Source organism: Endobacterium cereale (genome assembly GCF_009617585.1).
Lineage (GTDB): Bacteria > Pseudomonadota > Alphaproteobacteria > Rhizobiales > Rhizobiaceae > Neorhizobium > Neorhizobium cereale.
In genome coordinates this window covers 199,865-212,320 of the sequence record NZ_WIXI01000044.1, presented here as the reverse complement: position 1 = coordinate 212,320, position 12,456 = coordinate 199,865, and the positions used below count along the sequence as shown (strand labels likewise).

General features: G+C 56.2%; 14 protein-coding genes and 1 tRNA gene. 8 read left to right on the top strand and 7 right to left on the bottom strand.

The genetic code is table 11. The annotated features are described in order from the left end of the window. Positions 1-206: 206 nt before the first annotated feature. Both GAO09_RS14740 and GAO09_RS14735 read left to right on the top strand, forming a co-directional pair. Positions 207-434, top strand: a complete 228-nt coding sequence (locus tag GAO09_RS14740; RefSeq protein WP_153354756.1) for a hypothetical protein — start codon at positions 207-209, stop codon at positions 432-434. A 249-nt stretch (positions 435-683) separates the two neighbouring features. Continuing rightward, on the top strand, positions 684-1,703 hold the full coding sequence (locus GAO09_RS14735) for a GlxA family transcriptional regulator (protein WP_153354755.1): 1,020 nt from the start codon (positions 684-686) through the stop codon (positions 1,701-1,703). Positions 1,704-1,776: 73 nt separating this feature from the next. Here the strand turns inward: GAO09_RS14735 and GAO09_RS14730 are convergent, their stop codons facing one another. Further along, entirely contained in the window at positions 1,777-2,622 is an 846-nt protein-coding gene (locus GAO09_RS14730) for a response regulator (RefSeq protein WP_153354754.1), read from the bottom strand. 157 nt (positions 2,623-2,779) lie between these two features. After that, complete coding sequence (locus tag GAO09_RS14725; protein ID WP_235938190.1) at positions 2,780-5,320, bottom strand: DUF3772 domain-containing protein; 2,541 nt, start codon at positions 5,318-5,320, stop codon at positions 2,780-2,782. A 209-nt stretch (positions 5,321-5,529) separates the two neighbouring features. Between GAO09_RS14725 and GAO09_RS14720 the strand changes: the two genes are divergently transcribed. Then, positions 5,530-5,781, top strand: a complete 252-nt coding sequence (locus GAO09_RS14720; protein WP_153354752.1) for a GlsB/YeaQ/YmgE family stress response membrane protein — start codon at positions 5,530-5,532, stop codon at positions 5,779-5,781. A gap of 16 nt (positions 5,782-5,797) precedes the next feature. On the opposite strand, the gene GAO09_RS14715 is transcribed toward GAO09_RS14720, so the two are convergent. The 3 genes from GAO09_RS14715 to GAO09_RS14705 are packed head-to-tail and all read right to left on the bottom strand — an operon-like array spanning position 5,798 to position 7,256. Next, positions 5,798-6,352, bottom strand: coding sequence for a DUF924 family protein (locus GAO09_RS14715; protein WP_153354751.1), 555 nt, complete (start codon positions 6,350-6,352; stop codon positions 5,798-5,800). 10 nt (positions 6,353-6,362) lie between these two features. Further along, complete coding sequence (locus tag GAO09_RS14710; protein ID WP_153354750.1) at positions 6,363-6,872, bottom strand: heme-degrading domain-containing protein; 510 nt, start codon at positions 6,870-6,872, stop codon at positions 6,363-6,365. A gap of 39 nt (positions 6,873-6,911) precedes the next feature. Further along, complete coding sequence (locus GAO09_RS14705) at positions 6,912-7,256, bottom strand: hypothetical protein (RefSeq protein WP_153354749.1); 345 nt, start codon at positions 7,254-7,256, stop codon at positions 6,912-6,914. A gap of 82 nt (positions 7,257-7,338) precedes the next feature. Here GAO09_RS14705 and GAO09_RS14700 point away from each other — a divergent pair. Further along, positions 7,339-7,414, top strand: a tRNA-Lys gene (locus GAO09_RS14700). Positions 7,415-7,475: 61 nt separating this feature from the next. Here the strand turns inward: GAO09_RS14700 and GAO09_RS14695 are convergent. Continuing rightward, positions 7,476-7,724 carry a DUF6894 family protein gene (locus GAO09_RS14695; RefSeq protein ID WP_153354875.1) on the bottom strand — a complete coding sequence of 83 codons (249 nt, stop codon included), beginning with the start codon at positions 7,722-7,724 and terminating at the stop codon, positions 7,476-7,478. Between the two features lie 125 nt (positions 7,725-7,849). On the opposite strand from GAO09_RS14695, the gene GAO09_RS14690 reads away from it, so the two are divergent. Beyond that, entirely contained in the window at positions 7,850-8,569 is a 720-nt protein-coding gene (locus GAO09_RS14690) for a Crp/Fnr family transcriptional regulator (protein WP_324184818.1), read from the top strand. 7 nt (positions 8,570-8,576) lie between these two features. Here the strand turns inward: GAO09_RS14690 and GAO09_RS14685 are convergent, their stop codons facing one another. Continuing rightward, the gene (locus tag GAO09_RS14685; protein WP_153354748.1) at positions 8,577-8,957 is read right to left on the bottom strand and encodes a winged helix-turn-helix transcriptional regulator; all 381 of its coding nucleotides are present in this window, start codon (positions 8,955-8,957) and stop codon (positions 8,577-8,579) included. Between the two features lie 97 nt (positions 8,958-9,054). Between GAO09_RS14685 and GAO09_RS14680 the strand changes: the two genes are divergently transcribed. From GAO09_RS14680 to GAO09_RS14670, 3 genes are all read left to right on the top strand, one after another. Then, positions 9,055-10,068, top strand: a complete 1,014-nt coding sequence (locus GAO09_RS14680) for a zinc-binding alcohol dehydrogenase family protein (RefSeq protein WP_153354747.1) — start codon at positions 9,055-9,057, stop codon at positions 10,066-10,068. Positions 10,069-10,207: 139 nt separating this feature from the next. After that, on the top strand, positions 10,208-10,444 hold the full coding sequence (locus GAO09_RS14675; RefSeq protein WP_153354746.1) for a CrpP-related protein: 237 nt from the start codon (positions 10,208-10,210) through the stop codon (positions 10,442-10,444). A 394-nt stretch (positions 10,445-10,838) separates the two neighbouring features. Then, positions 10,839-12,449, top strand: coding sequence for an ABC transporter substrate-binding protein (locus tag GAO09_RS14670; RefSeq protein ID WP_153354745.1), 1,611 nt, complete (start codon positions 10,839-10,841; stop codon positions 12,447-12,449). Positions 12,450-12,456: the final 7 nt, after the last annotated feature.

Genomic DNA, 12,456 nt, shown 5'->3' with positions numbered 1-12,456 from the left:
TTGAACGTCAAGCGGGTGCATAATGTGCCTATTGAATGATCTCATTGATGGAATTTGAGGCAGAACAAAGCGCATTCGCGAATTCTGCTTCATACAATCAGACGAATGGAGGCAACCCCATTCATCTGATTGATGACAAGAGCACTGCGAGACGGTTCGCCTAGGAATGCGAACCACTTGACCAAACAGGAACGGAGGAGGCCGTCATGGCCATGTTCACGTCACATCACACCGGGCATCACACGCCCAAATCGCATTCGACGCTATCTGCCGCATGGGGCTTGGTAACCGACGGCATAGCCGAAGTAAGAGCATCCTGGAAACGCCGCAAGACTGCCGAGATGCTTGAAGGCCTGTCGCCGGAATTGCGCAAGGACATCGGCTGGCCAACCAGCGACGTCCTAGAAGAGAGAGCCGGCAACACTCATCACTAAGGATGAGAGCTGACCAAACTTCCACTGGCCGAGATACTTTGCTGCGCTGTAATCCAATGCCGGATGCCGCCTTAGCCCGCAGGCACCCGGCATTATTTTTCCCACGACAGCGAGGCTGTCGCAAAAGGAACGCACCCAATCCGCCACTTTTCAGTAAGCGCCGCGAATTCGGCGATTAATGTCGCTATTTGAACATTAAGCAGGCATAGTTTCACGCGAGGAATTGACATTCGTCACGGAGACCTCGGCATGAACAAGTTCCAGACCAAAAAGCGTTCGATTGCCTTCTTCCTTGTTCCACATTTTACCATGCTTCCGTTTGCGGCAGCTGTCGAAACGCTTCGCATTGCCAACCGGATGCTGGGTTACACGGCGTATACATGGCGGCTCTGTTCCACCGACGGGGAAAAGGTTTATTCCTCGTGCGGCATCGGAATTGAAGTGAATTCGTCCATCGCCGACGAGCGGAAAAACTTGGGCGGAGAACATCGCCCGGATATGGTACTGGTCTGTTCGGGTATCTATGTCGAGGAATTCCAGAACAAGACGGCCAGCGCTTTCCTGCGAGAAACCTACAATCGCGGCATTGCCGTCGGTAGCCTGTGTACCGGCGCGCACCTTCTGGCTCAGGCCGGCCTTCTCAATGGCAAACGCTGCGCCATCCATTGGGAAAACCTCCCCGGTTTTTCCGAGGCATTCCCCCAGGCGGAAGTCTACGCCGATCTGTATGAAGTCGATGGCAACATCTACACCTGCGCCGGCGGTACCGCATCATTGGACATGATGTTGAACCTGATCGGCCAGGATTTCGGCGAGAACCTCGTCAACCGGATCTGCGAGCAGCAACTGACGGACCGCGTCCGCAATCCGCATGACCGCCAGCGCCTTCCTCTGCGTGCGCGCCTTGGCATCCAGAATTCCAAGGTTCTCTCGATTATCGAGGTGATGGAGGCCAATCTGGCCGAGCCGCTTTCACTGGTAGAAATTGCAGACAATGCCGGGCTTTCACGCCGGCAAATCGAACGACTGTTCCGGCAGGAGATGGGCAGATCCCCTGCCCGCTATTATCTTGAGATCCGGCTTGATCGCGCCCGCCATCTGCTGGTTCAGTCGTCCATGCCGGTGGTTGAAGTCGCCGTGGCGTGCGGCTTCGTTTCAGCCTCGCATTTCTCGAAGTGCTATCGCGAGATCTATAACCGCTCGCCGCAGCAGGAGCGCGCCGAGCGCAAGCTTACTATGAGCACCGTCCGGACCGGCGTCGCCGCATAGACAACATCAAATCTCAAACCAAAAACGCCGCCCTGGAGGGCGGCGTTTCATTTGGACAGTATACCGGTTCAAATCAGGCAGTGGCCTTGCGGTCGCCCGCGCGGCGTTCCTGCATGGAACGTATCTGGATAAGCGTATCGAGGTTCTGGTTTACGCGGCAATAAAACTCTTCGTCGATGAAGGGCCGCAGCATGAAATCGTTTCCGCCAGCCTTGAGGAAACGCGCCGACAAAAGCCGGTTGTCGGACGACGAAACACCGATGATGCGCAGTTCGTGACTGCCGCGAACCGAACGGATGCGCCGCGTCAGTTCGAAACCATCGATATCCGGCATATTGTAGTCGGTGACCATCAGGCCGATATCAGCATTTTTTTTCAGAAGATCCAGTGCTTTGGCGCCGCTATCTGCCGTGCTGACACGGAAATTGTAGCGCTTGAGACGACTGGACAGAAGCGCTCGCGCAGTCGGGCTGTCGTCAACGATCAGAACGTGATGCTGATGATTGGTGAGGAAACGGCAGACCGATTCCGCCAGCATTTCCACCGCAAAAACATTATCCTTGAGGATATAGTCGACGACGTCCTGCTTCAGCAGCTTTTCGCGAGTGTCCTCATGGAACGTGCCGGTAAACACGATCACGGGAATGCTGAGATCAATCAGGTAACTCAGAGCCTCTCCATTTTCGGCACCTGGCAGATTGATGTTGGAAATAGCCAGCGTCACCGGATCGGTCGACCGGTCGTAAGCAAGCTGAAGATCCTCGAAATTGCGGCAGATTTCCACCTCAATACCAAAGAGTTCCTTCAGTCGTTTGCTGATCATCGACGTGAAGACGTTGGAATCTTCTGCAAGAAGGATTCGCGCGCCAACCAGATCCTGACCAGAATAGTGCATTCCAGAAATGCCGAGAAAAGTCATAATGCCCCTATCAGTGAGATACTGTCCCCTGATGAAACATGTTAGCAAAGACGCTTTTCAGAAGCGTTAATCAGGAGCGACATCCTGACGACAGAAATCCCAACACTATCCGAGTATAGTTGCGATTTCTGCCGTCCAGATGAATCAGACGACTCGATCAGGCGCCGCCGCGCGGATCCTCGTCTTTTTCCGGAACCCAGTTCGGCTTGCCGCGATGGAGCACGATCTCCTGCTGCGGGAAAGGAATATGAATATTTGCGTTGCGGAACGCTTTCAAAATATCGGCACGCAGCTTGTTTCGGATGCCCAGGCCCACATCCATATCAGCCAGATGGTATCGCAGTTCGAAGTCGAGCGAGGAGGCGCCGAAGCGGAGGAACTCCACATGCGGCTCGGGGTTGCGCAACACTTCCGGAATCTCTTTGACCAGGCCAAGCAGAATTTCGATTACCTTGTCCGGATCGGCATCATAACTGGCGGAAATCGGGATCTCGTTACGCTGGATGCGATTGCGATGCGTCCAGTTGCCGACCGGCGCATTGATCAGCTCCGAATTCGGCACGATGATCGACTGCTTGCGGAATGTCTCGATCTCCGTTGCGCGCACGGAGATGCGCTTCACGATCCCTTCCGTCGTACCGGTAATGACATGGTCCCCGACCTTGAACGGGCGCTCGACCAGCAGGATGAGACCTGACACGAAATTCGACACGATATTCTGCAGGCCAAAACCGATACCGACCGACAAGGCGGAGGCAACGAGCGCAAAACTCGACAGATCGATACCCGCCGCAGAAACGCCGATCAGCGCCGCCATGCCGACTCCCAGATAACCGATACCGGTCTTGACCGAGTTACGCACGCCGGTATCGACCTGGCTGCGGGCCATGACATTGCCGTCGATCCATTTCTGAATCCAGCCCGTCACCACGTAACCGGCTGCGAACAAGAGAATACCGCCAAAGATGCTGACGATCGAAATGGAAATGTTGCCAATAGTTATCCGGGTAAAGAACTGGTATACCCAGGACTCGATGTCGGTCAGCTGGAATCCCCAGGTCAGCAGGATAAGCGGAATACCGAACACCAGCGCGAAGGCATAGATGCTGAGGCCGGCCACCAATCCGGTCTGATCAAGCCCGACATCTCCGAACCTGTATCGCTCTGTCAGCCTTGCGCCGACCGACGTGCTCTTGAATGCACCCTGTTTTGAAACAGCCTTGCCGGACAGAAGACCGATATAGATAAGCACGATCACAGCGCCGGTGAGAACGATTTGCGTGGCAGCGAAACGCGCTAGTCCGACATAACCGGCAATAACCGACAGGATCAGCGCAAGACCCGCCAGACGGAGCAGGATTCTCGCCATACGCGGCCAGGGACGCCCTTCACCGTCGGAGGTCTCGCCGGCCGCCATGATCGGCTTCACGAACGAAATGCCGATAAGGATCAGTCCGATCACGAACGCGGCTATAATGCTTTTTGCGATAGTCACGATCAGCGGCGAATTCAGCGCCTCGCTGATGGCGCCCAACATGTAATCTAGCCCATTCACGACCGCCATGGCGATAACGGCAAGCGATAGCAGCCGCGCACCGCGATTGGTAATACGCACCAGTCGCCAGTCCGGCTCGGACGGCGCAAGCACCGATGACGTCAGGTTCCAGACGAAATAGATGAACCATACAAAGCCGAAAAACGACGCCACCATGGCAGAGACGTCGGATCGCAACACGTTGAATCCGTCGAGGAACAGGTAAGACGACACGAGAAAGGCCGCAAGCGACATAGTCTCGATGACGGTTGACCAGAAAGCGACGGACAGGCGTCGCAGATAAGATGGCGCCTCTTCGCCCACAACCTTGCGATGGATCAGCCGCCCGAAAACCCGGTAGCCGCCAAGCAGAAAAAGCAGGCCAGCGCCAAGAGAGAGGATCAGCGCGCCAAAAAGCTGGTATTTCTTGTAGCTCCAGACAAAGCCCGACCAACCGGAAATCGTGCGGACAAAATTGGACACCTCCGTGACGGTCGCCTGCCCTGCTTCGACAAACAGATCCGCCGACATGTCGGTGTGGCGGAACAGCGTCTGCGTGAAGAGGTTACGACGCAGATTGGTGATGGTATTACCAAGCTGGTTGGCGCTGTCAGAAAGAGTGGCGGCATTTTCCTTCACCACATTCAGTTCGGCGCGTTCGTTCGCAAGCCGGCTGCGTTCTTCTGCAACCAGCGGGGGTTCGGCAGCTTGCCCTTCCTTCGGCGCTTCACCGAGAACCGTCAGACGCTCCTGGATCTGCTTTTCACGATCCTGCAATCGCGACGATGTCGCCTGCATTTCGCCGACGATTTCCTCGGCGCGCACCCGCAGTTCCGAGAGACTGCCATCGTCGTCGATATCCTGCTGAACGCGCTGGCGGAAGGTGTCGAGCTGTGAGCGGATGGTGGCAAGGTTGGCACGGACCTTGCCATTGATTGAATCGGCCGTCACCTGACCATCATTCGGATCAGGCGTTTCACCATTGACGGCAGGCGCGGCCGATGTCGCGGCTGAGGGTTGCCCCGATTGCTGCTGGACAGCAGCCGGCGGCTGGACGGCCGGCGGCTCCTGCGCCCGTGCCGACGATACGGACAATACGGCAAGCTGGAGAGCGACCAGGGTGGTGGCAAGAATACGGCTGGCTCTGCCGTGTTTCGTCATCATCTCGGACACGCGAATACTCGTCTTTTCAAAGTGGACCGCGTCTTTCGCGGAGAATCGCGGCGAACATAGGCACAGATCACGGCGAAGGAAAGGAACGGCGCGTCATCTTCTGAAAACCTTACATGCTCTCAAGCATTTGATCTGCTCGACCGGGAACAATACGAAGGTTTACGCGTTGCCTGTCACGCTAATTCAACAAAGGTAGGATCATGGAACAGGCAGGCATCGGCTGGATTGCAGCTATCATCATTGGAGGCATTGCCGGCTGGCTGGCCGAAAAATTCATGCGCAGCGATATGGGTGTTCTGATGAACATCATTCTGGGCATTGTTGGCGCCGTTATCGCCAATGCCATCCTGGGCGTGTTCGGCATCGTACTCGGCGGATGGATCGGCTATCTCATTGCTGGCTTCATAGGCGCATGCGTCCTGATCGCAGTCGGACGTGCGATCAGGCGCTAGGCAAAAACATCAACGATCAGAAACCGGAGCCGGGCTGCGACAGATAGTCGATCTCGACATCGGTTGATTGGCGACCAAGATAGGCATTGCGGTGCGGGAAGCGTCCGAAGCGGCGCACCACATTGCGGTGCCGCTCGGCATATTCTAGGTAGTTCGCGTCACCAAGATCCGAAAACAGCTGCACCGATCGGTCCTGATCGGCGAGATCCTCCGAATGCTCGAACGGAAGATAGGAAAAGCAGCGCGAATGCACGTCGAGTTCGCGATCCAGACCCGCATCGACCAACAGGCGCGCTTCACGCAGAGCCAACCAATCCGTGGCAAAAGCCAATGGCGTCGCCCGGTACATATTACGTGGAAACTGATCGAGCACCAGGATCGCCGCCAGCCTGTGCCTTGCCGACGAATGAAAACCGCTCAGGTCTCCCTGCGCCATTTCCCGATGCCATCCAGAAAATCGATCGCGGATGACGTCATCCAGACCTTCCGGCGGCTGAAACCAGCCTTGTTCGCCAAGCTCTTCGAACCAGAAATTCAAAACCTGTTCAGCAGTGCTTTTTCCAACTGTCATGATGATCCCTTCAAACAACAACCGGTGCAATGTCGAGATCGATCGACCGCCCGTCCAAACCCATCATGTCGGCGATCGCCTGCACGACCATTTTGTGGTCCTCACGCTGCGGCAGGCCCGATACCGTCACGGTACCGATAGAACCGACACCACGCACAACGATCGGAAAACTTCCGCCATGGGCAGCGTAGTCCGCCGGATCGACGCCGTATTTGTCGGAAAGCGTGCGGTTTTCAAGTGCGAGGCCAAGGCCAATAGCATAACTCGGGTGCCCGAATCGCATGGCCACATTGCGCTTGCGGCGAATCCATTGAGCATTGTCTGGCACAGAGCCCGGCAACGCGGCGTAAAAAGCGGGCATGCCATTCATCTGGATATCAATCGCCACGGAATGCCCGCCTGAAACGGCCATGTCACGCAACCTGCTGCCGAGTTCCCAGGCACTGCCAAGATCGAACCGATCGAATTGCAGCACCCTTTCTTGTTCGAGGATGAGGGAAAGGTCGTTTTCGATTGCCATGGAATCTGCCTCCTTCATTCGTTCGCGATTGATGGAGGCTCACGCCATCGATGTAAAGCCGCCAAGCGACATCATCACTCTCTGGAACATTCGATGACGGTCATCAGTTATGCGGCAAAGGAGAACGGCCATGTCGACATCATCGTTATCCAGCCGCAAATTTCTCATCGCAGCCACATACGCGGCAACCGTCATTCTGTTTGCATCCATCGCCTGGCAACCGGGCTCAACAACACTCGGCAAATCCAGTCGACTGTCTGGTCCACAGACCGAAACAGCGTTTCTGATGCAGCGTTTTGGCAATCCACAGCGCACAGGCCCGTAAATCCGGGCTTTTCCACATGCTTGCTGCGCGACTGTCAAAAAAGATTCAAGAAAATCCATTCTGCCGCTAGACAAGCCGAATGAAGCCCTTTAGAAGCCCCCTCACACCGCCGGTGACACCAAGCGCCGGGACGGATTGGACGGGTGATTAGCTCAGTTGGTAGAGCAGCTGACTCTTAATCAGCGGGTCGTAGGTTCGAGCCCTACATCACCCACCAAACTCCTTCAAAACATTGATAACGCATTAGAAACAGGCCATGTCAGCCTTTGTCTTCTGCGTCATGTTTGCGCCGGGAGCTTCCATTCCGTTCGGAAGCTAAGATGCGTTGAGCAGACTTCCTGCCCCTCATCATCCCGCACGAAAATCGAAATCTCGCCATGCTCCTGCCCTGGCAGTTCATCCCGCGCGATATCGAGCAATATGCGGCTCATTTCATGCATGATCTTTCGATCCGAGGAAAGTTCCGTTCCGTGCTCGTCACGGCTTGGGCCATTGCCATTATGAATATCGAAAAAATATGTTGGCATGAGATGCGAGCCTTCTGTTTCACGCCGTTCAATCGCTGGCATCGGCATTTGTTCCGCACAAATATTTGCAACTATCCACAAGTCGTGCGCGTTCTAAGTCCCGACATTTGCTTAGGGAGAACGCCGTGATCGAAACACTTCTTCTGAATCTGGAACAGCGCGATTCCCTCTCGGATGCAGAGAAGGATGTGTTGCGCTCCATAGCCGGCAGGGAGAAGCGTTTTACCGCCAATGAAGACATCGTCACCGAGGGCACGCGGCCCAACACCAGCACGATGCTGCTGGATGGCTTTGCGGCGCGCTACAAGGTGACACCGGAAGGCGCGCGGCAGATCACCGCCATTCACATCGCCGGCGAGTTTGTCGATCTTCATGCCTTTCTCCTGAAAACCATGGACCATGGAATCGTCGCGCTGTCGAACTGCACGGTTGCCTTCGTCGATTACCCTGATCTCAAGACAATCACCGAAGATTGGCCGCATCTGACACGTCTTTTATGGCTTGATACGCTTATTCACGGGGGCATCCATCGCGAATGGATCGTTTCGATGGGCCGCCGCTCGCGCACCTCTCACTTGGCCCATGTCATCTGCGAGCTTTATCTGCGCCTGAAGGTGGTCGGACATACACAAGGCTGGGCCTTCCATTTCCCGCTATCACAGTCCGAAATGGCGGATGTGCTTGGGATCTCGCTTGTTCACATGAACCGGGTCATACAAGCATTGCGCCGGGAAAACCTCATCACCTGGACAAAGGACACAATCACCATCCTTGACTGGCAACGCCTGCAGTCGGTCGCCGGCTTCGATCCAACCTACCTTTCCCTCAACGCCGAACCTCGGTGAGGCCGATTCAGGCTGCAGCCTCGGCTGTATCCGAAACCTGCCTCGGCTTACCGAAGAGACCGATGTTTGCATCACCCCAATCCTTGAGCGCCAGCAGGATCGGCGTCAGCCCGCGCCCCATGTCGGATAGGCTGTATTCCACCTTCGGAGGCACCTGCGCATAGACCTTGCGCGTGATCAGCCCGTCCTCTTCCAATTCCCGCAACTGATTGGTCAACATGCGCTGCGTCACCCCCGGTGCACGCCGGCGGATTTCGTTGAAACGCAGCGTGCCGTCGAGCAGATGGAAAAGCACCACGCATTTCCACTTTCCGTCGATCAAACTGATGGCAGCCTCAACGGAGCAACCCGGAGAGCAGTCAAAACGGGAATGCGGCAGCTTGGCCATGACGGTATCCTTTTCGACACTATAGGCGATTTTTGTGCGTATTGGCTCTTGTCGACAATAATCTAGATAGAGGCTTCATCGTCAAGGAGCAAACGACATGAAAGCCATCGGATACCAGACACCCGGCGCCATTGACCGCGCGGAGGCACTCTCGGATATCGAATTGCCGAAACCGACAGCAACCGGCTGCGACCTGCTGGTCGCAGTCAAGGCGATCTCGGTCAATCCCGTCGACTACAAGATCCGCAAGGGTGTGGCACCCGACCCGGGCCAATGGAAGGTACTGGGCTGGGATGCGGTCGGAACAGTCGTTGAGGTTGGCAGCGAGGTCTCTTCGTTTCGTCCCGGAGACGAGGTGTTTTATGCCGGTTCGTTGATCCGCGCCGGCGCCAATAGTGAATTTCATCTGGTGGATGAACGTATCGTTGGCAGAAAGCCGGCATCACTCTCCAACAGCGAGGCCGCTGCACTACCCCTGACGGCCATCACCGCATGGGAAGCGATGTTTGATCGTCTGGCCGTATCCAACCCGGTTCCAGGTGCGGCCAATGCCATCCTCATCATCGGCGGCGCCGGCGGCGTCGGTTCTATTGCCATCCAGCTGGCACGCGCCAAAACCGATCTCACAGTAATCGCCACCGCCTCACGTCCCGAAACGCAGGAATGGGTCAAGTCGCTCGGCGCCCATCATGTGATCGACCATAACAAACCCATCGCGGCCCAGATCGCCGGGCTTGGCATCGGTGCCCCCGCCTTCGTCTTTTCGACCACGGGAACGGACGGGCATCTTGACGAGATCGCCGAATTGATCGCGCCACAGGGGCGTTTTGTCCTGATCGATGACCCGAAGGCACTCGACATTCTCAAGTTCAAACGCAAATCAGTGTCGGTCCATTGGGAACTGATGTTCACGCGATCGATTTTTGAGACTGCGGATATCTCCGAACAGGGAAAACTGCTGAACGAGGTTTCTGCTCTTGTGGATGCCGGTGCGATCAAGACGACGGTCACCGAAGTCATGACACCCATCAACGCCGCCAACCTGCGCGCCGCGCATGCATTGCTTGAAACGGGCAAGGCCAGGGGCAAGATCGTTCTCGACGTTTTTTGACGCCTTTGCGGCATGCACAAAACGCAAAAACGAGCCGGCCTTCCATCGGGGGGCCGGCAAGGCGCGCCTCCAAAAACGCCCATCCGGCTTGCGATAATGCAAAATTCAATTAGTCACGACTTCCGAAAGGGAATCATAAATGACTATTGAAACGCTCCTGGACTGGCAGGAACGCGGGATTAATGCGCGCATACTCGGCTTGCCCTCATCACAACACCCCCTGCTCAAAGCCGATCGGTGGCCAGATGCAACCGGTGAACCGGCAGAGTTCTGGCAAATGAAATTTGACGCCTGGATGTTTGGCTGGTCGATTGAAGACAGTATGCGCCAGCCTGATACACGCGTTAACGAATTGTTAATTTGCTCAGCAGGTTAACAGGGAGATAACGCCACGGCATATTGAGAAATCGGCAACCATGCTCTCTATCTCACTGCAGCCGGCATGATGCCGGTCAGGGGCTCGCGGACCCCCTACTCGAGAGAGTTGGTGAGCCCCGCCAATCATTTCAGCACAGCCATGAGCAAGGTTGTTTCAGGATCGTCCAACGTCATGCATTCATCTTCACATTCCATTAGAAACGACGCATGTATCAATATCGTCCACACCGGCATATTCCGGTAAACCATTGCGCCGGATGCGGCGGCCTGCAGATGGCGAACAATAAAATCTCCTGAACGGACCCATCAAAAGATTTTCTTGGCTTCGAAAAACGATATCGATCATGGATTATTGCGCTATCGTCTCAGCACGCGCCGTTCAGGAAAACGCCATGTCCGCCTTGCCTCTCTCCCGCCGCCACGTTTTGCAGATCTCCAGCCTGCTGCTCGCTTCGACGGCCCTGCCGATACTCGCCGCGGCAAAGGACGGCCCCAAGGGCGGACGATTGCTTGTGGCTGCGGATTCCGAACCCAAAAATCTCAATCCGGCAATCGTTGCATCCAATGGTGTCTTCTTCATCGCCAGCAAGGTGATAGAACCGCTGGCGGAAGCGTCGTTCGACGGCAAGGATGGGCTGGAACCGAGGCTCGCCACGGCCTGGGAAGCCTCAGATGACGGGCTGAGCATTGCGTTCAAGCTGCGTGAAGGCGTCAGATGGCATGACGGCAAACCGTTTACGTCGGCGGATGTCGCCTATTCAGCGCTGAATGTCTGGAAACCTCTACAGAACCTCGGGCGCATCGTTTTTGCGAACCTCACATCCGTTGATACGCCCGACGATTACACCGCCATCTTCCGTTTTTCCAAGCCAACGCCCATCCAATTGATCCGTAACGCCCTCCCGGTCGTCAGCAGCGTCATTCCCAGGCATCTGTACGAGGGCACGGACATCGCCACCAACCCCGCCAACGTAAAGCCGGTGGGCACTGGTCCCTTCACTTTCGCCGAACACAAGCCCGGTGAATATTATCGCCTCGCGCGTAATCAAACCTATTGGGGCAAGGACCAACCAAGCTTGGACGAGATCATCTTTCGCGTCCTGCCGGATCGGGCCGGTGCCGCTGCTGCGCTGGAAGCGGAAGAAATCCAGCTGGCCGCATTTTCCGCAGTCCCGCTTGCCGATCTCGATCGCATCGGCAAAGTGCCGGGCCTGACCGTGATCTCGCGCGGTTATGAGGCGCTCACCTATCAGCTGGTTGTCGAGATCAATCATCGCCGTGAAGAACTGGCCTCTCCCTCGGTGCGTAAGGCAATTGCCCATGCGATCGACAGGAGCTTCGTCATCGACACGATTTTCCTCGGTTATGCGACCGCATCCACCGGCCCCGTGCCTAAAAACGCTCCGGAATTTTATGATGCCGACGTCGAGAGCTATGTCTTCGACATCGAAAAGGCCAATGCGCTGCTCGATGAGGCCGGCTATAAGCGCGACAAGGACGGCAATCGCTTTACCCTGAAACTGCGGCCTGCCCCGTACTTCAACGAGACCCGTCAGTTCGGTGACTATCTCCGTCAGGCACTTGCCGCAATCGGTATCGATGCACAGATCGTCAACGCCGACTCCGCCGCACACCAGAAGGCAGTTTATACCGACCACGATTTCGATCTTGCGGTCGCACCGCCGGTCTTCCGTGGCGACCCCGCAATTTCCACTACGATCCTCGTGCAGTCCGGCATCCCGGCCGGTGTTCCGTTCTCCAATCAGGGCGGCTACGTCAATCCGTCGCTAGACGCCATTATCGCCAAGGCTGTCGAGACCATCGACAGTGGCGAGCGGACGAAACTCTATAACGAGTTTCAGAAGACGGTCGCCGGGGATCTCCCTCTGATCAACGTTGCCGAGTGGGGCTTCATCTCCGTCGCCAGCGAACGGCTCCTCGATGTTGCCGACAACCCCCGCTGGGCAGTGTCCAACTGGGCGACCACGGCGTTGCAGCCGTGAGCACTGT